The organism is Rossellomorea sp. LJF3, from assembly GCF_037046045.1.
Lineage (GTDB): Bacteria > Bacillota > Bacilli > Bacillales > Bacillaceae_B > Rossellomorea.
The window spans coordinates 50840-70814 of record NZ_JBANLY010000017.1 but is presented as its reverse complement, the minus strand read 5'-3'; the positions used below and the strand labels follow the sequence as shown (position 1 = coordinate 70814).

The following is a 19975-nucleotide window of genomic DNA, read 5'->3' as shown; positions in this document are numbered from 1 at the left end:
AAATAAAGGTTTTTCCTTCTTCATAAAAGCGAAGAAGGAAAAACAAAATGAAAAACTAAGAACAAGTAAGCCCCTTGGAGAAAACGTCAGTAATTAGGGGGTCAAACCGATCACTTACGAAAATGACGCAATTATCTCTATGACCTCTTTTGAAAGCTTCTTCAGGACCGTCTAAATCATAGATTATAGACCTATTTATAAATTTCAATGCACGTTCAAACCAATATAATTGATGTTTCAACACATTTGCCTTAGAAAATAGCTACCTCCTTCTCTTTTCAACGAATTTCAGATCCACATCCTCGCAAATATTAGATCATCCCACAATAATTTTCTTCTTCCATTTAGAGGTCCGTCCCCCAAAGCACAAAAAACCCCCATCAGGCATCCAGCCCGACGGAGGTCCGTCCCTCTAAGATCAAGGTAATTCAGTTGTGCCCATGAGGTAGCGGTCGCATTCGCGGGCTGCTTCACGGCCTTCGTTGATGGCCCAGACGATGAGGCTCTGACCACGTCGCATGTCTCCTGCAGCGAAGACGCCATCGACGTTTGTCATGTAGTTTCCGTACTCCGCTTTCACAGTGGAGTTGCTGTTTGTTTCGACTTCAAGCTCTTTGATCAGATCCTGCTCCGGTCCGCTGAATCCGATGGCCAGAAGGACAAGGTCCGCCGGCCATACTTTTTCAGTTCCCGGGATTTCATCACGGATCTTGTTTCCATTTTCGTCATAGCGGAGTTTCACATTGACCGTATGCACTTCCTTGATATGGCCATGTTCATCACCGACAAACTTCTTCGTCATGACAGCGTACGCACGGGGATCATCGCCAAGTACTTCGGCCGCTTCCTTTTGACCGTACTCCACACGGTGAATGACCGGGTACTGGGGCCAAGGATTGCCCACTTCATCCCGCATCGCACCTTTTTTATCGTAAATATCGAACTGAGTCAGGCTTTTACAATTATGCCTCACGGAAGTGGCCAGGCAGTCTGTACCCGTGTCCCCTCCACCGATGACGATGACATTCTTCCCTTCAGCAGAAATATATTCGCCATCCTGTAAGTTCGAATCCAGTAAACTTTTCGTATTGGCGTGAAGGAATTCCATTGCATAATGAACGCCTTTCAGATCACGTCCATCGACCTGTATGTCACGGTGAACGGCCGCTCCCCCGCAAAGGATGACGGCGTCAAAGTTCTCCCGAAGATTTTCCACCGTGTAGTCTTTCCCGACTTCCGTATTCGTTACAAATTCAATGCCCTCTTCTTCTAAAATATCGACACGGCGCTTCACGACTGAGTATGGAAGCTTCATTTCAGGAATACCATACGTCAAGAGACCGCCAACTCGATCATTTTTTTCAAATACTGTGACAAGGTGACCTGCTTTATTCAGCTGCGCAGCTGAAGCCAACCCGGCAGGACCTGATCCGACGACGGCCACGTGTTTACCTGTGCGGAACTGAGGTGGTTCCGGAATGACCCAGCCCTCTTCAAATCCCTTTTCAATGATTGAGCGTTCCACGGTCCTGATGGCAACAGGCGGCTCATTGATTCCGAGCACACACGCCCCTTCACAAGGAGCCGGACAGGCGAACCCGGTGAACTCAGGGAAATTATTCATCTGATGCTCGCGTTTCAATGCTTCCTTCCATTGTCCCTGATACACAAGGTCATTCCATTCGGGTATCAGGTGATACACAGGGCATCCCGATGTCGACCCGTTGATCTCCATTCCGGACTGACAAGTGGGAACGCCGCAGTCCATGCAGCGTGCCCCTTGTTTCTTGATTTCTTCTTCCGAAAGAGGAGTGGTGTAATCGTTCCAATCTTTCGTTCGTTCGGCTGGATGTCTCTCAGCCGTTGTCTGTCTTGTATATTCCATGAATCCGGTTGGTTTTCCCATCATATCCCCCTCCCTCTTTATTTCGCGGGTTCCAATACTTTTTTCTCTTCTTTTGTACCTTCTTCAAATGCGGCCATTTCCGCATCGAATTTCTCTAATCCACTATTTTCAAGCTCACTGATCCGTTCTCTCATCTTAAGATAGGATTTCGGAATCACGCGCACAAATTTAGACACGTATGATTCCCAGTTCGCCAAAATTTTCTTTCCATTATTGCTGCTTGTATAGTGAACGTATCGCTCGATCATATCGTATACATCCTGCATCTCTTCCGGATCAAATAATGGCTGAACAAGGACGAGTTCCTGATTACATCTGGAGCGGAAGGTTTCGTCTTCGTCCAGGACATAAGCGACTCCACCGGACATGCCGGCAGCGAAGTTCCGTCCGGTCAAACCGAGGACGACGACTTTACCTCCAGTCATGTATTCACATCCGTGATCCCCGACGCTTTCCACGACTACCTGTGCTCCACTGTTACGGACACAGAAACGCTCTCCTGCCACGCCGTAAATATAAGCTTCTCCACCGGAAGCCCCGTAGAAAGAAACGTTTCCGATGATCGTGTTCCGCTCAGGGATGAATGTAGCGGTCGGATCGGGATGGACGATGATCTTCCCGCCTGATAATCCTTTTCCGACGAAATCATTGGAGTCCCCGACAAGTCTCAATGTCAATCCTTTAGGGATATATGCACCGAAGCTTTGACCCGCAGAACCCTTGAATGTCAGACGGATTGTATCTTCAGGTAGTCCTTCCGCCCCGTATCGTTTGGTGATTTCACTGCCGAGCATCGTTCCTGTCACCCGGTGAATATTCCGGATCGCCGTCGTCCATTCAACCGGCTCCCCTGTTTCAATCGCATTGCGGCAGCGTGGAATCAATTCTTGGAAGTCCAATGTCTTCTCAAGCTCATGATCCTGCTTACGGGTCGCATATCTGCCGACTTTCTCAGGTACATCCGGTTGATAGAGAAGGGCTGACAGGTCGATCCCTTTGCCTTTCCAATGATCGATTGCTTCGTTCGCTTCGAGGATATCGGTTCGTCCAATCATTTCATTGATCGTTCTGAAACCAAGCTGAGCCATGAGCTCCCTTGTTTCCTGAGCAACGAAACGCATGAAGTTCGCCACATGTTCCGGGTCCCCTGTGTACTTTTTACGAAGCTCAGGGTCCTGTGTCGCGATTCCGACAGGGCATGTATTCATATGGCAGACACGCATCATGACACAGCCAAGGACCACTAGTGGCGCAGTCGAAAACCCGTATTCCTCTGCTCCAAGAAGGGATGCGACGACCACATCCCGGCCCGTCATCATCTTGCCGTCCGTCTCAACGACAATCCTGTCACGAAGTCGATTTAACAATAAGGTCTGATGGGCTTCGGCAAGACCGATCTCCCAAGGCAGTCCCGTATGTTTCAGACTGGTTCTCGGTGCAGCACCGGTCCCTCCGTCATATCCACTGATCAGCACAACGTCGGCCCTGCCTTTTGCCACACCCGCTGCAATCGTTCCTACACCTACGGCGGATACCAGCTTGACGCTGATCCGGGCCTGAGGATTCGCATTTTTCAAGTTGTAAATCAATTCGGCCAGATCTTCAATCGAATAGATATCATGGTGAGGCGGTGGCGAAATCAACTCCACTCCCGGTGTCGATCCCCTTACTTCAGCAACCCAAGGATACACCTTTTTACCAGGGAGATGTCCCCCTTCACCAGGTTTGGCCCCTTGAGCGACCTTGATTTGAATCTCATCGGCATTCACAAGGTAGTGACTCGTTACGCCGAAGCGGCCTGAGGCTACTTGTTTGATCGAACTGCGCCTTGAATCTCCATTCTCATCTGGAATGAAACGGCTAGGGTGTTCCCCGCCTTCTCCTGAATTGCTCCGACCGCCGATTTTATTCATGGCGATCGCCAATGCTTCATGGGCTTCCTGACTGATGGATCCGAATGACATGGCACCGGTCTTGAAGCGGCGGCAGATTTCTTCGACTGATTCTACCTCCTCAATCGGCACGGGCTTCGATTCTTTAAACGAAAGAAGGCCGCGCAGGGATTGGAGATTCTGCTTTTCATCTGTCAGCATATTGGAATATTTCTTGAACAACTCATAATTATTCGTGCGGCATGCATGCTGGAGAGTGTGGATCGTACTTGGATTGTACGCATGATCCTCTCCATTTTTACGGTATTGAAATTCGTCACCGGATTCCAGGGTCCTCTGGTTATCTTTCCGGTCATTGAATGCCTTTCTGTGTCTTAAGAGAACTTCTTTTTCAATGATATCCATACCGATTCCCCCGAGTCTTGATGCGGTACGGGTGAAATATTTATCGATGACATCCTGATGAATGCCGACTGCTTCAAAGATTTGGGCACCTCGGTAACTTTGGATCGTTGAAATCCCCATTTTGGATAGGACTTTGATGACCCCATCTGTTCCTGCTTTCACAAAACGCTGCACCGCTTTTTCATAATTGGTATCTTGAATCTCACCTTTTTCAATCAAGTCACGCAGCGTTTCATAGGCCAGATACGGATTGATGGCTTCAGCACCATATCCAAGCAGGGTAGCAAAGTGATGCACTTCCCTTGGTTCCCCTGATTCCAGGAGGATACTCACGGTTGTACGCGTCCCCTGACGGATTAAATGATGATGCAGTCCGGAAACGGCAAGGAGTGACGGAATCGCCGCCTTCTCCTTCACCACCCCGCGGTCGGAAAGAATGAGGAGTGTCGCACCGTCTGCTACGGCCTGGTCAGCTTTTTCGTAAAGGTCATCCAGGGTCCGTTCAAGCTGATCTTCTTCTTCGGTCACATCAAATAAAATGGATAACGTAACTGCCTTAAATCCTTTTTCTTTCTGATGACGAAGCTTTTCAAGCTCTTCCCCTGTGATGATCGGCGTCTTTAAATGGATATGTCTGCAGCTTTCAGGACCGGGGTTCACCAGGTTTCCTTCAGCTCCGATCGTTGTACCGACAGATGTGATGATCTGCTCACGGATCGCATCGATCGGTGGATTAGTCACTTGGGCAAATAATTGCTTGAAATAGTTATATAGAAGCTGAGGCTTCTTTGATAAAATGGCAAGCGGTGAATCGTATCCCATGGAACCGACCGGATCCTTTCCATCGGTCACCATCGGCTTGATGATTTTGTTCAATTCCTCTGTCGTGTAACCAAATGCCTGCTGCTGAAGGAGCACTTCCTCGGAATCCAATCGTGCCACTTCCTGGGTCGTTTCCGGAAGGTCCTCAAGTTCGAACTTATTATTATCGAGCCAGTGTCTGTATGGATGCTCGGACGCGACACGGAGCTTGATCTCTTCATCCGGGATGATCCTCCCTTTTTCCAGATCGACGAGAAGCATCTTTCCAGGCTGGAGGCGATCTTTGTACACAATGTCATCGGCAAAAATATCAAGGGCCCCCACTTCGGATCCGAGAACGATCATGCCTCCTTTTGTCACATAGTAACGGGCAGGTCGCAGTCCGTTTCGGTCAAGGCACGCCCCGATTTGCTTTCCATCGGTGAATACCAGGGCTGCAGGTCCATCCCACGGCTCCATCAGACAACTGTGGTATTCGTAAAAATCTTTCTTCTTAGGATGGATCGTATCGTCGTTTTCCCATGGCTCAGGCACCATCATCATAGCCGTATGGGCAAGGGATCTACCTGATAAATGAAGGAATTCAAAGCAGTTATCGAACATGGAAGAATCACTGCCTGTCTCATCGATGACGGGTAGGATTTTCTTCAGGTCTTCTTCCTTGAAAGCACTGGATTGGCACAATTTCTCACGCGCGCGCATCCAATTCACGTTGCCTCGCAATGTATTGAATTCTCCATTATGAATCGTATATCGGTTTGGGTGAGATCGTTGCCAGCTTGGGAAAGTGTTTGTACTAAAGCGGGAATGTACAAGAGCTAAAGCTGACCGGAACTCAGGATGGTTGAGGTCAATATAAAAGGAATCGAGCTGTTCGGGGATGAGCATCCCTTTGTACACGATGGTCGTGGAAGACAAGCTGCAAAGGTATACATCCTCAAGCCCTTCATCAGTTGCGACTTCTTGTTCAATCCTTTTCCTGATCACATACAGCTTTCGCTCGAAATCCATCCGGGACTCTATGTCTTCCGATACGCCAATGAAGACTTGGCGGATGAATGGTTTTGACTTCGATGCTACTTTCCCTACAAAGGAATCATTGAGTGGAACAGGTCTCCAGCCAAGTGTCTTCTGCCCCTCTTCTTCAATGATGCGTTCGAAGATTTCTTTACTCTTCATGCGCTTCTCAAAATTTTCAGGAAGGAACACCATCCCGATTCCATATTCTCCTTTACGGGGAAGGATGATGTCTTCTTTCTCACATTGCTTCTTGAAGAAATGATGGGGGATTTGAGTGAGGATACCTGCACCGTCACCGGTACTCGTATCGGCCGATTGTCCTCCGCGATGTTCTAAGTTACATAAAATATTGATGGCATTCTGAACGATGTTATGACTTTTCGACCCATCAATATTGGCAATCATTCCAATTCCACATGCTTCATGTTCTTGCGCAGGATCATACATGCCTTGCGCTACAGGAAGATTCGTTTTCATCCAATGTCCTCCTCTACTAAACTTGTATATTTTTTGAATAATTAACCGGTTAATTAAATTTTCTTAATTTTCGTTAGTATATCATGAAATTTAGAAAAAACGAAAAATTTTGTTAATGGAAAACAAGCATATTTTCCAAATATATATGTAACAAACAGAAAGAACGTTGATATATCCACGCTGTCTTTGACTTAATATTCAGAATCTTTAAAAGCTTGATACAAACACAAAGAAATCGCTTACAATAATTCGTGTCCCTAAGCATATTTCATCAAAAACCCCCATGAATTTTCATACAAAAACATCACTAAAAAAATTTTTTCAACAACAAAAATCCATCATCAAATCGGGTCTTTCGTTGGAGGGACGGACCTCTAATATGTATACGGAATTCCCTCAACATTCCACCTCTGAAACTCCTTTTCTATTCCCTCCCGTTCTCCGATTCAAACAAAAAGAGGGACGGACCTTCGAACATTCGAAGGTCCGTCCCTCTTTTCTTTAAATACATATCATCAAAAAACAAAGACCTCACCCATCCTCATGGGCAAAGGTCTTAGTGATTGGAAAACAAGGGGCTTTTCTCGGGAAGGAGTTTCTTGATTTCTTGGTATGCTTCTTCGATTGAATTCACCTTAACCGTGGTCTTTCGATCCTCGGGATATTGATTCCATATATGTAAGTACCTCGGATCATAATAGTATTCGATGAGCAGTTCCAAAATCCGTTCATAGTTTCCCTTCTTCAGCTCAGCCTCGATTTCATTTGCAATCGGACTGTGGATCCTCCGCTTGATGGACCTGAATGCTTTCACAAACTCTTCATGATGTTCGTGGAGGCGGTACTCGTCTAAAATATGCCCGACCCTCTCTTTCATGGGCATTTCAATGAAGATATGAAATGCCTCTTCCTTTTCCTGAATGAGAAAATCAGGAAGGAGAACCTTTCCAATCCGCTTACTTTCTGCTTCAAATAAAAGGAAAGGAGAATCCTGCTTCTTCATCAGTTCCCGAAGGAGTAGGGAATCGAACGTTTTCTGGTTATTGGCAGTAAGTCCGATTTCACCGAATATGGACCCTCTATGGTTGGCGAGGCCTTCAATATCAACAACCGGATATCCTTCTTCTTGGAGCTTCTTCAAAATCGCGGTCTTCCCGGTGCCTGTCCCACCGTTCAGTACAAAAGAAGCAGGCTTCATGTCAATATTTTCAAGCCCCTTCAGCACCCAGTGGCGATAAGCCCTGACCCCTCCCAGAATCCGGGAAGTCCTGATCCCCATCAGGTCAAGGAAAGTAGCGGTTGCTTTACTTCGCATACCACCCCGCCAGCAAAACACGACGATTTCACCCTCAAGTTTCTTGAACTCCTTAATGAATCGGGGAAGCTTACCTGAAAAAATCTCCAGTCCCCGGTCTGTCGCCACTTCCTTACTCACCTGCTTATATAATGTCCCTACTTCTGCTCTTTCTTCATCATCGAAAACGGGTATATTCAGGCTGCCCGGAATCGTCATTTCCCTGTACTCAGAAGGAGACCGTACGTCCACGAATGTATACTTATCCAAATCGCATTGATCGATCGGTAGATCTTTGAACATGTCATCCTCTCCCTTTTTACATTTCTCTTCTATTTTACACCACTTCCGTATTCATTCTTTCCCTTTTTATTCTTTTTAGAACAATTCACCTGGTTCTTTCCTCCCGATTAACGGCTGAATATTCAGATTTTTCACCTCATTGGTACTATATACCAGAGTAATAGAACCCCTTATAATGAAAGGAGAAATAATATTTCACGTTTTTATAAAATTTAATGAAGTATTATTTCAATAAAATGAAAGCGGTTACTTTATAACCGTAAGAGAGGAGTAGAGAAATGAAAGCAGTAAAGTACATGATTATGGCCGTGATGTTGTTCTCACTGGCTCTTCCCTTTTCTACCGGGAAAGCGAAGGCATCCGGGACGTCTGAACCGAAGCATGAGATGCGGGCTGCGTGGATTGCGACAGTGACGAATATTGACATGGAGCCTGGAATGGACAAGCAGGAATTTACGGATTGGGTGGTGAGCACCCTGGACGATTTGAAAGAATTGAACTTCAATACGGTTATTTATCAAGTCAAGCCGACTGCCGATGCCTTGTATCCTTCCGATCTTGCCCCATGGTCCCAATATATTACGGGTGATGAGCAGGGAACCGACCCAGGCTATGACCCACTTGCCATCATGCTGGACGAATCACACAAACGGGGAATTGAAGTACACGCGTGGGTCAACCCTTACCGGATCACGATGCCGAATCAAACGATTGAGTCTCTCGCGGACGACAACGTGGCCAAACTTCATCCGGAATGGGTACTGAAATATGGTAAACAATACTATCTCAACCCTGGAATTCCCGAAGTACAAGATTACTTGATTGATACAGTGAAAGAACTAGTAAGCAACTATGATATAGAAGCGGTTCATATGGATGATTATTTCTATCCTTATAAAATTGCAGGAGAAAGCTTCCCAGATCAAGATACATACGAGAAATATGGCAGCACATTCGACAATATCGATGACTGGAGACGCAACAACGTCGATGAACTGGTCGCTGATATCAACACTGAAATCAAAGGCATCAAAGACTATGTTCAATTTGGGATTTCCCCATTCGGCGTGTGGAGAAATATTGCCGATGATCCGACGGGAAGCGAGACAGAAGCGGGACAAACGAATTTCGATGACCTGTATGCCGACACCCGTCAATGGATCAAGGATGGAAGCATCGACTACATCACACCGCAAATCTACTGGTCCAGGAAACTCGCCGTCGCCAACTACTCCGTCCTACTCGATTGGTGGAGCCGGGAAGTAAACGAGTATTCCTATGAACATCCGGTGAATCTGTATATCGGGATGGCCGATTATAAGGTCGGGGACAATTTTGACCAGGAATGGTTCAATCCTTATGAGCTGCCTGGGCAAATTATGGACAACCGTGCTAACGGTACAGCCCTTGGCCAAATGCATTTCTCCTTAAGACAAATTTTCGAGAACCCACTTGGGTACGCCGATATCTTACGCAATGAAGTATATACGGAAAAGGCTTTGACACCAGCCACTCCTTGGAACAATGATGACCTTCCGAAGAAACCGAACACGGTAAAAGCGGATAAGCAGGAAGATGATGTCACCTTGACCATCGATGACAAGAAACATTCAGATGCAAGAAAGTATGTCATCTATCGCTTTGACGGCGTGAAAGAAGGAGATTACAAGAATCCTGCGAATATCGTGGATGTCGTGTACTCTCAAGAAGGCGTCACGACGTATAAAGACACTTCTGCTGCAGAAGGTGGAATGTACACATATGGTGTTACCTCCGTATCTCCGACAGGTATTGAAAGCAAGGACGCGAAAACAGTGAGAGTACGATAATCATAGCAAGAAGCGTTTCCCCGTAGTGGAGAAACGCTTCTTCTTATTTTAACTGTATGTCCTTTACCTTTTCCCTCATATGATCCGGCCACCATGCCCCGCATTCATCCGATACCACACAGGCCGCACATTTCTCCAAATCGTACACCATCATCCCTTGAATGGGCGGTGAATAGAGGTGGAGAGTCACAAGATTCCCTGCACTCCCCTTCTTCATTTTATGAACCCCTTTCTTCGGTGCAAAAAAGAAAGATCCTTCCCTGTATTCCCGATCAAATAACTCCTGAGGAAGCTTGTTATCCTTCACTTCAAAGATCGTGTTGATGGAAGTCCCATTCATCACCTGGATCCAACCCTTCGAATCCCCGTGATCGTGCGGGGCACATTCCATATCCGACCAATTCATGACGAGGAGCTCCACTGCTTCATTTTGATAAAGGAGTTTTCGATAATAAGGTTTTCCTTCCGGAGACTGCAGGTAAGGATGTAGATCCTCAAGACGTATATTCATAGACTGCAAGACTTCCTTAAGTTCTCTCGTTGAAGGATGAGACAATTCATCCAATCGATCCTTTATCCGATTCTCTAACGTCACTGCGGATCCCTCCTGATGTTATCGTTTCCTCCATAGAAACCGATGGAAGACAGAAATCATCTGACCATTGACAATGACAACTCCTATTATAATTATGACTCCACCCAGGATGCTTATGAGAAAAACTTTTTCGTGCAGGAGAAGGATGGCGGCAAGGAGAGTTGTAACAGGCTCAAGGTAGAGAAACATCGACACCTTGGACGCATCCAATACTTCCAACGCCTTCGCCCAGTACCAATACGCAATCCCCGAGACGAAGACACCGAGGAATATCAAGTGTCCCCACTCCACATGTGATAGTTGGGAAATGCCTTCCCAGCCGCGGTTGCGAATGAGAAACGGGATGGTCAGACTGAATCCGAGCAGGCTCATGTAAAAGGTAATCACGAGAGATGGCAGCTCAATGCGAAGCTTTTTCAGAAGCACCGAGTATACCGCCCAGTTCAATGTACTGAGAATCATCAGGAGATACCCGATGTTAACAGTAAATCCGATTGACTGTCCGCTCCCCGCAGTCGTTACCATCAGCACACCCGTAATCGCGATGATCATCCCAAGGGCTTTAGGGAGAGTCATTTTTTCATGCAGGAACATCATGGAGAGGATGACGGTGAACACCGGAGAAAATGAAATCATCCATCCTGCCGATGATGCCTCGATGGTCAGTAGGGCCGTCGCCTGGATGACTTGATGAATGAAGACTCCGAGGACCCCAAGGATGAGCAAGTGGGGGATATACTTAAGAGGGATTATTATCCTGGACCCTTTTAATAGGAGGAGCATGAGCAGAAACAGAGCTCCGATTGCAAACCGCAATACGAGGAGTGTATACGGATCAAGGGCATCCAGCACCGCTTTCGTCGATACGAAGGAAATGCCCCAGAAGCTGATGGACATTGTGGCATATAATGAGGCTGCAGCCTTTGTTTTCATCGGAATCATGGACGGTGCACCCTTTCTTAGCTCGTGTTCTTTTTATCAAGGTATGCTCGTCCCGGGGAAAGATGTACAGGGGATTGGAGTGTTTTGAAAATAAGTTGGTTGGTTTTGAAAATATATTCTGGTTTTTGAAAATAAGTTGGTCTGTTTTGAAAATAAGTATGCCAGTTTTGAAAATAAAACAGGAGCCGTTCCGTCACGGGTCATGATTCTCATATGGAGTTGATAATAAAAGCGCGAAAGTCGATAATAAAATGTCCAAACTCGATAATAAGTCCACCAAAAAAACGTCCCAAATCATAATTGGGACGTTTCCTATCTTTAATTATGGGTCACCCGCTCACCAAACTGAGGCAAATACTCTTTATGAACCTCAAGCATCTCATCCAGCAGCTGTTTCGCTTTCACATCATCCGTCACCAACGGATTGATTGTCATGGCAAGCAGTGCTTTTTCATAGGAACCGGTTACGGATGCTTCTGCAGCCACCCGCTCAAAGGATTTGATCTGTTGCACAAGCCCACTGACTGAAACGGGGAGTTCCCCGACGGCAATCGGCTTCGGTCCCGCTTTTGTCACGACACAGTTCACTTCCACGGCAGACTCCCTTGGCAAATCACTGATAGCCCCGTCATTGCGTACATCCAAAGTCTGGATATCCCCGCGATCGTTATAGATGGACGATATGAGATTGCATGCTGCATCACTGTAATAAGCACCTCCCCGCTCTTCAAGCTGCGGAGGCTTAATCGCTAAGCCTTCATCCTTATACAAATCAAACAATTCATTCTCCAACTGCTTGACGACCTCCCCACGAGTCGTACCCGTCTTGAATTCCTCCAGCTGCTTTTCTAAAATATCACCCGTTTTGTAGTAATAGCGGTGATATGGACAAGGGATGATTCCCAGACTCCTGATGAATTCAGGCTCCCACGGCAGGGGTGCAATATTCCTCATGCTGACCTGCCTGTCGGGATCACTCATGATGTCGAGTACTTCCTCCAATACAGATTCCCCGTCAACCAGTACGTCCAGTCCATAGACCATATGATTGAGTCCGGCAAAGTCGATATGCAAGCGTTTCACCTCGACGGCGAGTAGTCTTGCCAACGTCATTCTCGTATTTACGGGAAGATTGCAAACACCGACAACTCTCGGATGCGATCCATAACGCAGTAACGCCTCTGTCACCATGCCAGCAGGGTTCGTGAAATTGATCAGCCATGCATCCGGACAAAGCTCCTGCATTTCTTTTGAAATTTCCAAAAGAACAGGTATTGTCCTCATTCCCTTGAAGAGTCCCCCCGCCCCATTCGTCTCCTGACCGATCATCCCATACTTAATCGGCAGGCGCTCGTCCTGAATCCGGGCTTTCAGCTGTCCGACCCGCATCTGGGTCGTGACAAAGTCCGCGCCACTCAACGCCTCTCTCCTGTCCAGTGTAAGATGGACTTCCATCGGGACTCCTGCCTTTTCCACCATCCGCTTCGCTAAATTCCCGACAATATTCAGCTTCTCTCTTCCCTCTTCAATATCCACAAGCCACAGCTCTCTCACCGGAAGCTCATCATACCGCTTGATCAATCCTTCAACAAACTCGGGAGTATAGCTCGAGCCCCCGCCGATCGTGACGATCCTGATTCCTTTTTTCATTGCAAGAACCTCCAGTTACCTGGCCACGAAAGCCAGAATGAAACTTATGACGAAACTGACTACGACAGCCAGTAGCATCCGCTTCTTTTTAATAGAAGCATCTTCCACAGGTCCTTCAATTTTCAATAAAATGTATGAAAGCCCGATGGAAGCTGAAATGCCCGTAGCCAAAAACATACTCCATTCTTTTGCGATTCCCGTGCTCATCAATGGTTTAGAAAGAAGTAAAAGTCCAATAGATACAGAGATCAATAATACAAACACACTTTTAAAACCGATTCTCTTTGGCACCACGGTTTCTGTCATTTCCATCACTCCTTATGCTAGTAAAGAAGTGGGAATCCTAGGACTCCCACTTCTGTTTTCTTATAAAAATGCTAACATTTGTCCAGCTCCAGCGGCTAGTCCCTCGAGGTCATAAGTCCAGCCCACCAAAAAGGCAAAGGACGCCTTTCCGGTGGACTTGCCTTATGCTTGTCGGGCCTGAGCAAGCCGCCTCCGCTTTTCTCTGTCCAGTTCCAGGGGCTTGAGGCTCGAGGTCATAAGCCAATTCATCCAAAAAGGCAAAGGACGCCTTTCCGGATGACTCGTCTTATGCTTGTCGCCTCAGGGCTAGCCCCTTCCGCTTTTCTATGCCGCTTGTTGCTCGCTCTCTTCCATCTTTAACATTTTCTTGTCATACATTTTCAAGAATGGGAAATAGATAGCAAATGAGATTCCTACATTGATCAGAACCATGACGATCGCTCTCCAGTCACCACCCGTTGCAAGGTACGCGCCGATTGGTGCAGGCAGTGTCCATGGCGGCATGATGTAGGTTGGTGATACCAAACCGACAGTGGTGGCCACATACGAAAGAGTGGCTGTAATCAAAGGTACTGTGATGAATGGGATGATCAAGATCGGGTTCAATACGATTGGAGCACCGAATATGACAGGCTCATTGATATTGAAAAGACCCGGCACAAGACATGTTTTCCCTAATGCTTTTAAATATTTTGAACGGGAGAAGAAGACCATTGCAAGGACCAAACCAAGCGTGGCTCCTGATCCACCGATCCAGATGAACCATTGATAGAACGTTTCCGGAGCGATATGCGGGATCGCTTGCCCGCTTGCAACCGCATCAGCGTTGTTCACAAGGAATACTTCCCATAGTGGACGGGCCACGGTTCCCACAACGGATACTCCATGGATCCCGAAGGACCAGAAGAAATCGATCAGGAATACCGGAACCAATACTCCGAATATGCTGTCGCCGGCAGTGACCAATGGTGCGACCGCGACACCGACCAACTTATGCAGATCAACCCCTGCTAGGACAGTAACGGATGAAATCAATAAAATAACGATTGCTACAGGTATAAGTGCTTCAAAGCTTCGTGAAACGGATGCCGGTACTTGCTCAGGCATTTTGATCGTGATGTTCTTCGTCTTACAGAAACGCAGGATTTCAACTGCCAGGATCGAGACGACCATGGAAACAAATAATCCCTGCCCACCGAGGTTGGTCATTGGAAGGACCCAGCCTTCTCCGTCCATTACTTTCGGTGTGATCGTCAATAGAAGTGCCGCGACTGAGATCTGTGCCCCGGATAAAGGATCCAGTTTATAGCTTTTCGAGAGATTGTATCCGATCCCGAAGGCGACATAGAGTGACATGATGAACATGGTCAGACGATACGGAATCAAGATATCGACAATATTGTCTGCTGCCCACTGTTTGATGTCCCCGAATATCCAGGCGTCAGGCAGTGGCGGAAACGCTAAGATCAGAAAGAATGAACCGACGATAATAAATGGCAGTGCTGAAATAACCCCATCCCGGATTGCTTGCAAATGCCTTTGTTCAGAGAGTCTGGCCATTGGACCTGACAAATTATTCTCCAGAAAGTTCACAAACGATTGCATGTTACTACCCCCTTGTTTCCTATTAAGTTAGTTTGTCAATTCTTTTACTGTTTTCAATAAAGTCGGCCCTCCAAGCGGCGTGTAAGCCTGTGGCGGAATCGGGCCGCATGGAACATTGGCCTCATCGGCGGCTTTCTTCACTTGATCAAAACGGTGTCTGATCTGAGGTGCTACCATACATACATCCCATCCCTTAGAGATTTCCTCGGATACTTCCCCGGTTCCGATAGCATGGACTTCCATTTCAATCCCCTCTTTTGTGCCTTCTTTCTTCAGGGCATTGACGACGATCGCACTGGACATCCCTCCAGAGCATACGAATAATACTTTCATCCCTATTCCTCCTCCTCTTTCATTCGTTGAACCACTTCATGTGTATGAATAATTTGCTCGTAAACGCCATGTCCTTTTTTCATGCATAATGCCACGAATAAAGCGTCGATCACGACGAGTTGAGCAATTCTTGCCGTCATGGTACCGATTCGGATATTATGTTCCTCCTCGGAAATCGTCAGTACGATATCGGCGAGCTTTCTTGCCGGTGATTTTCCGTGCTGTGTCAACAGGACGATGGTGGCTCCCTTTTCCTCTGCGACATGCATCAGCTTCAGGATTTCCTTCGTCTGACCGGATGTTGAGACGACGAAGAGCACGTCTCTTTCCGTTAAGTTCGCAGCCATCATCATCTGGACATGGATATCGCTTGCCTGAAACGCCAGGTAGTTCAATCTCAACAGCTTCTGGGTGAAATCTTCCGCTACCACGGCGGAACCGCCAACCCCATACAGATAGACTCTTTCGGCTTCATGGAACGCATTGACCGCCCTGCCGAGTTCATCGATGGAAAAAAGCTTTTCCGTATTCTTGATGGCTTGATAGGTATTGACCAATACTTTATTGAAGACGGTTTCAAGATTATCTTCAAAGGAGAGGAGCGTGTTGATGTCATGACTCTTCGTTTCTTCGATGTTCGTGCTTTTCGCGAGCTCGATCTTCAAGCCGCTGAAACTGTTGATCCCGATCCGTTTGCAGAACCGGATGATGGCGGCTTCACTGCTGCCGCATGATTGTGATAGTTGCTTTGTGGTCATCTCCATCACTTTCTCCGGAAATTCGAGCACATATTGAGCAACCGCTATTTCAGACGGTGTAAAGCTCTCCATCTGACTTTTGATGTGTTTTAAAACCTGGAATTCTGTCATGGTCACCTCCAAAAAAATGATTGTCTTGAAAAGGCTTTCAGTTTAATATGATTATATGCGATAATGAAATTAAATTTCAATATTATTCTAAAATATTTAAACTTTTATTTTACAAAATTAGTAGAAAAGAGTTCTAAAAAGGTTCAGGGAGGAATACACGATGACAGAGGTCCGCAACGTGGAAGTGGAGATTTTTGAGATCATATCAAACGGTGGGAATGCGAAGAGTACCGCTTACGAAGCCCTCGCTAAAGCCCATGAGGGAAAATTCGATGAGGCGGAAGAGATGATAAAGACCGCCCATGACGAACTGAATAAAGCCCACAAGACGCAAACAAGCCTGATACAGGCCGAAATCAACGGGGAAGAATTTGAAAAATCACTTCTTATGATTCATGCACAGGATCACTTGATGACGTCGATCAGTGAAATCTCATTAATAGAACAAATGATTCCTATGTTAAAGAGAATCCATGCACTCGAAAGCCAATCTAATTAAGGAGGAGTCCCGATGAGTAAAAGACTTGGCGTTTCAATCTATCCGAATCATTCTGTAACTGAAAAAGATAAAGAGTATTTGGCCCTTGCCGCTTCTTATGGATTCCAACGTGTGTTTACCTGCTTATTATCCGTTGAAGGAGACAAGGACGGCATCATTGCGAACTTCAAGGAAACGATCAAGTTTGCCCGTGAGAAGAATATGGAAGTCATCGCAGACATCAGCCCACGTATTTTCAAAGAGCTGGATATTTCTTACGATGACCTATCCTTTTTTGCCGACCTGGGTGCTCACGGTATCCGCCTTGACCTCGGATATACCGGGCATGAGGAATCCATGATGTCGTATAACCCCTATGAATTAAAAATCGAATTGAACATGAGCAATGCCACGAAATACATCGATAACATCATGACGTATCAGCCCAATAAGGATCAATTATTAGGGTGCCATAACTTCTATCCGCACCGTTACTCCGGTTTATCTTATCCTTTCTTTATCGAATGCAGCCAGAAATTCAAAGATTTCGGTATGAGAACGGCAGCCTTTGTGTCTTCCGCGGATGCCACATTCGGTCCATGGCCCGTTACAGAAGGATTGCCTACACTTGAGATGCACCGATCCCTTCCTATTGATGTCCAGGCCAAGCATCTGTTTGCTACTGGATTGATTGACGACGTCATCATCAGCAATGCTTATGCATCGGAACGTGAGATGCAGCTGCTCAGTGAACTGAATACATCGAAGCTCACTTTTACCGTCGAGACTCATGAAACGACTACTGATCTAGAGAAAACGATCATCTTTGAAGAACCCCATTTTTACCGTGGAGATGTATCGGATTATATGATCCGGTCCACTCAAAGCCGCGTCAAATACAGAGGAAGAGAATTTGCGCCCCATAACAACGTCGACATCAAGCGTGGAGACATCATCATTGAAAACGACCTGTATGCCCAATACGCGGGAGAACTTCAGATTGCCCTCAAGGATATGGAGAACTCCGGTAAAACGAACGTGGTGGGCAGGATCCGTGAAGAAGAAATATTCCTTTTGGATTATTTGAAACCTTGGGGCAAATTTGCCTTCAAGCCTTGTGAGAAGGTTTAAGAGATGACTAGAATAATAGGAATCGATGCAGGCGGAACGAAGGTTCAGGGACTTGTCATGGATAGGGAGAAAAATATCCTTTTCCAAAGTTTATCCGGACACGGGAACCCGTCAGTCTCGTACGAGGAAGCATTGCGCAACCTCTCGTCCGTCGTTCAACAATGCCTGGACCAGACTAGAGAAGCGGCCACACATATTGTGATCGGGATGGCAGGCGGCGGGTCGGGAAATCTATCACAAAGGATTCAGTCTGAATTGAGCAGGATGACTTCTCTTCCCATCATTCTTATAAACGATGCCACTCTTGCCTATTTCAGTTTGATCGGTAACCGGAATGGTGTGATGACGATCGCGGGCACGGGATCGATTTGTTACGGAAGGAACGGAAAAAGAGAAGGAACGACCGGGGGCTGGGGCCACTTACTTGGGGACGAAGGCAGTGCCTACCATCTTGCCATCGAAGCGAGCAAAAAAATCGTCAGGGAAATGGACTCAGGCATCCCCCTCTCCCCCCTTTCCCTCAGGATACTGAACAACATCAACGCTACTGAAGCCCAAGGATTGAAAGGATTCATTTATTCTTCTTCAAAAGGGGAGATTGCCCGGCTTGCGAAAGTCATCCACGAGGAAGCAGAGGCCGGAGATGAATATTCCGTTCATTTATTAAAAAGAGCCGGCGAACACCTTGCCGGGCAGACAAGCGCATTAATCGAGAAGTTACAACTTGAATCACATCCGGTCATTGCATTAAAAGGCAGTGTGCTTGAACACAATCCGGTTGTTCAAGCCATTTTTAAAGAAACGATTTCAAAACGGTTTGACGAACCGACTTTCATCACCGATACCACTTCCCCTGCTACAGGCGCAGTGGATATCATTGAAGCGATACAAATGGGGAGGTATGTATGATGAGTAAACGTTTAGCAGTCGGGCTGATGTCCGGCACGTCCGTTGACGCTGTGGATGCCGCCCTTGTTTCCATCGAAGGAGCAGGGACGGATACGGTGGTGGAGCTTGTCCAGTATTCAACCACGCCTTTTTCACAACCGGTGAAAAAGAAAATCTTTGATGTCATGAGTCCTGATCATTCCTCCACCCCTCTTTTATCCAGCCTTCATTTTGAGCTTGGAGACGTATACGCCGATGCCGTAGAGAAAGTATGTACGGAGGCAGGCATCTCTGTTGATGAGCTCAGCTTTATCGGATCCCATGGACAGACGGTCTATCATCAGCCTTTTCATACGGAAGATTCGGTTGCTTCCACTCTTCAAATCGGAGAACCGAGCGTGATTGCCTACCGGACCAACACACAGGTGGTATCCAATTTCCGATCCATGGATATGGCTGCAGGAGGGGAAGGTGCTCCCCTTGTCCCTTATACAGAGTTCCTTCTCTACCGGAAAAAGGATGGGGGCAGGCTCCTCCAGAATATTGGGGGAATCGGGAATGTGACCGTCTTGCCGATAAACTGCTCCCTTGAAGAAGTGTTTGCTTTTGATACTGGTCCCGGGAATATGGTGATCGATGGACTGTGCGAGAAGTTATTCGGTTTGTCTTTTGACGAGGATGGATCGATTGCCGCCAGGGGAACGGTTCATCCTGAAGCAGCAAGGAAATGGATGGAGTGGGAAAAGGATTTCTTTCAGAAAGCGCCGCCTAAATCCACCGGCAGGGAACTGTTTGGTGAGGTGTTTGTGAACCGGATTCTTCAGGAACACACCAATATCCCGAAAGAAGATCTGATTGCGACGGCAACCTACTTTACCGCCCTTTCCATTTCGGATGCGTATAATACATTCGTCTTCCCTCGACATCCGATCAATGAGGTCATCATCGGTGGCGGGGGAAGCTATAACCGGACCCTTCTCCAAATGATGAGGGAACTTCTCCCTGAAGTGACAATCCTCATTCAGGAAGATATCGGATACTCCTCCGATGCCAAAGAAGCGATTGCCTTTGCACTATTAGCCAACGAAACGCTATACGGCAATCCAGGCAACGTCCCTGGGGCAACCGGCGCGAAAAAACCCGTCATCCTCGGGTCGATCACACCAAGCCCCACCATCACAAAATAATATATCAGGAGGGACGGACCTTGACCACAGTCGGGTACCGTCT

15 protein-coding genes are annotated in these 19975 nt (G+C 46.8%); 5 read left to right on the top strand and 10 right to left on the bottom strand.

The features are described 5' to 3' along the window. Positions 1 to 418: 418 nt before the first annotated feature. The 3 genes from V8G47_RS15650 to mnmH form a co-directional block, all read right to left on the bottom strand. On the bottom strand, positions 419 to 1906 hold the full coding sequence (locus V8G47_RS15650) for a glutamate synthase subunit beta (protein ID WP_336200932.1): 1488 nt from the start codon (positions 1904 to 1906) through the stop codon (positions 419 to 421). Between the two features lie 17 nt (positions 1907 to 1923). Then, positions 1924 to 6522 (bottom strand): glutamate synthase large subunit, encoded by a 4599-nt coding sequence (gltB, locus tag V8G47_RS15645; protein ID WP_336200931.1) that lies wholly within the window; start codon positions 6520 to 6522, stop codon positions 1924 to 1926. Between the two features lie 556 nt (positions 6523 to 7078). Continuing rightward, positions 7079 to 8119: a tRNA 2-selenouridine(34) synthase MnmH gene (mnmH, locus tag V8G47_RS15640; protein WP_336200930.1), complete on the bottom strand. Its 1041-nt coding sequence runs from the start codon at positions 8117 to 8119 to the stop codon at positions 7079 to 7081. 278 nt (positions 8120 to 8397) lie between these two features. Here mnmH and V8G47_RS15635 point away from each other — a divergent pair, with 278 nt between their 5' ends. Next, a complete protein-coding gene (locus V8G47_RS15635; RefSeq protein ID WP_336200929.1) occupies positions 8398 to 9948 on the top strand; it encodes a glycoside hydrolase family 10 protein in 1551 nt (516 codons plus the stop codon). A gap of 43 nt (positions 9949 to 9991) precedes the next feature. Here V8G47_RS15635 and V8G47_RS15630 read toward each other — a convergent pair whose 3' ends face one another. The 7 genes from V8G47_RS15630 to V8G47_RS15600 form a co-directional block, all read right to left on the bottom strand. Beyond that, positions 9992 to 10543 carry a cysteine dioxygenase gene (locus tag V8G47_RS15630; RefSeq protein WP_336200928.1) on the bottom strand — a complete coding sequence of 184 codons (552 nt, stop codon included), beginning with the start codon at positions 10541 to 10543 and terminating at the stop codon, positions 9992 to 9994. An 18-nt stretch (positions 10544 to 10561) separates the two neighbouring features. Then, positions 10562 to 11476, bottom strand: a complete 915-nt coding sequence (locus tag V8G47_RS15625) for a DMT family transporter (RefSeq protein ID WP_336200935.1) — start codon at positions 11474 to 11476, stop codon at positions 10562 to 10564. A gap of 327 nt (positions 11477 to 11803) precedes the next feature. Further along, positions 11804 to 13135, bottom strand: a complete 1332-nt coding sequence (locus V8G47_RS15620) for a 6-phospho-beta-glucosidase (protein ID WP_336200926.1) — start codon at positions 13133 to 13135, stop codon at positions 11804 to 11806. Positions 13136 to 13150: 15 nt separating this feature from the next. Beyond that, positions 13151 to 13441 carry a hypothetical protein gene (locus V8G47_RS15615; protein WP_336200925.1) on the bottom strand — a complete coding sequence of 97 codons (291 nt, stop codon included), beginning with the start codon at positions 13439 to 13441 and terminating at the stop codon, positions 13151 to 13153. Between the two features lie 324 nt (positions 13442 to 13765). Next, positions 13766 to 15046, bottom strand: coding sequence for a PTS sugar transporter subunit IIC (locus V8G47_RS15610; RefSeq protein ID WP_336200924.1), 1281 nt, complete (start codon positions 15044 to 15046; stop codon positions 13766 to 13768). A gap of 27 nt (positions 15047 to 15073) precedes the next feature. Further along, positions 15074 to 15379 (bottom strand): PTS sugar transporter subunit IIB, encoded by a 306-nt coding sequence (locus tag V8G47_RS15605; RefSeq protein WP_060673327.1) that lies wholly within the window; start codon positions 15377 to 15379, stop codon positions 15074 to 15076. Positions 15380 to 15381: 2 nt separating this feature from the next. Continuing rightward, positions 15382 to 16248, bottom strand: a complete 867-nt coding sequence (locus V8G47_RS15600) for a MurR/RpiR family transcriptional regulator (protein WP_336200923.1) — start codon at positions 16246 to 16248, stop codon at positions 15382 to 15384. A gap of 160 nt (positions 16249 to 16408) precedes the next feature. Between V8G47_RS15600 and V8G47_RS15595 the strand changes: the two genes are divergently transcribed. Genes V8G47_RS15595 through anmK form a run of 4 tightly spaced genes read left to right on the top strand, consistent with a single transcriptional unit; the run spans position 16409 to position 19932 of the window. After that, positions 16409 to 16747 (top strand): PTS lactose/cellobiose transporter subunit IIA, encoded by a 339-nt coding sequence (locus V8G47_RS15595; protein WP_336200922.1) that lies wholly within the window; start codon positions 16409 to 16411, stop codon positions 16745 to 16747. A 12-nt stretch (positions 16748 to 16759) separates the two neighbouring features. Then, positions 16760 to 17857, top strand: coding sequence for a DUF871 domain-containing protein (locus tag V8G47_RS15590; protein WP_336200921.1), 1098 nt, complete (start codon positions 16760 to 16762; stop codon positions 17855 to 17857). A 3-nt stretch (positions 17858 to 17860) separates the two neighbouring features. Then, on the top strand, positions 17861 to 18766 hold the full coding sequence (locus tag V8G47_RS15585; protein WP_336200920.1) for a BadF/BadG/BcrA/BcrD ATPase family protein: 906 nt from the start codon (positions 17861 to 17863) through the stop codon (positions 18764 to 18766). Continuing rightward, the gene (gene anmK / locus V8G47_RS15580) at positions 18766 to 19932 is read left to right on the top strand and encodes an anhydro-N-acetylmuramic acid kinase AnmK (RefSeq protein WP_336200919.1); all 1167 of its coding nucleotides are present in this window, start codon (positions 18766 to 18768) and stop codon (positions 19930 to 19932) included. The genes V8G47_RS15585 and anmK overlap by 1 nt, the downstream gene beginning before the upstream one ends. Positions 19933 to 19975 lie beyond the last annotated feature (43 nt).

What these genes read in the sequence shown, in the direction of transcription:
- V8G47_RS15650 (WP_336200932.1), bottom strand. Translation starts at nt 1,906, where the DNA reads ATGGGAAAACCAACCGGATTCATGGAATATACAAGACAGACAACGGCT.
- gltB (WP_336200931.1), bottom strand. Translation starts at nt 6,522, where the DNA reads ATGAAAACGAATCTTCCTGTAGCGCAAGGCATGTATGATCCTGCGCAA.
- mnmH (WP_336200930.1), bottom strand. Translation starts at nt 8,119, where the DNA reads ATGTTCAAAGATCTACCGATCGATCAATGCGATTTGGATAAGTATACA.
- V8G47_RS15635 (WP_336200929.1), top strand. Translation starts at nt 8,398, where the DNA reads ATGAAAGCAGTAAAGTACATGATTATGGCCGTGATGTTGTTCTCACTG.
- V8G47_RS15625 (WP_336200935.1), bottom strand. Translation starts at nt 11,476, where the DNA reads ATGAAAACAAAGGCTGCAGCCTCATTATATGCCACAATGTCCATCAGC.
- V8G47_RS15620 (WP_336200926.1), bottom strand. Translation starts at nt 13,135, where the DNA reads ATGAAAAAAGGAATCAGGATCGTCACGATCGGCGGGGGCTCGAGCTAT.
- V8G47_RS15615 (WP_336200925.1), bottom strand. Translation starts at nt 13,441, where the DNA reads ATGACAGAAACCGTGGTGCCAAAGAGAATCGGTTTTAAAAGTGTGTTT.
- V8G47_RS15610 (WP_336200924.1), bottom strand. Translation starts at nt 15,046, where the DNA reads ATGCAATCGTTTGTGAACTTTCTGGAGAATAATTTGTCAGGTCCAATG.
- V8G47_RS15605 (WP_060673327.1), bottom strand. Translation starts at nt 15,379, where the DNA reads ATGAAAGTATTATTCGTATGCTCTGGAGGGATGTCCAGTGCGATCGTC.
- V8G47_RS15600 (WP_336200923.1), bottom strand. Translation starts at nt 16,248, where the DNA reads ATGACAGAATTCCAGGTTTTAAAACACATCAAAAGTCAGATGGAGAGC.
- V8G47_RS15595 (WP_336200922.1), top strand. Translation starts at nt 16,409, where the DNA reads ATGACAGAGGTCCGCAACGTGGAAGTGGAGATTTTTGAGATCATATCA.
- V8G47_RS15590 (WP_336200921.1), top strand. Translation starts at nt 16,760, where the DNA reads ATGAGTAAAAGACTTGGCGTTTCAATCTATCCGAATCATTCTGTAACT.
- V8G47_RS15585 (WP_336200920.1), top strand. Translation starts at nt 17,861, where the DNA reads ATGACTAGAATAATAGGAATCGATGCAGGCGGAACGAAGGTTCAGGGA.
- anmK (WP_336200919.1), top strand. Translation starts at nt 18,766, where the DNA reads ATGAGTAAACGTTTAGCAGTCGGGCTGATGTCCGGCACGTCCGTTGAC.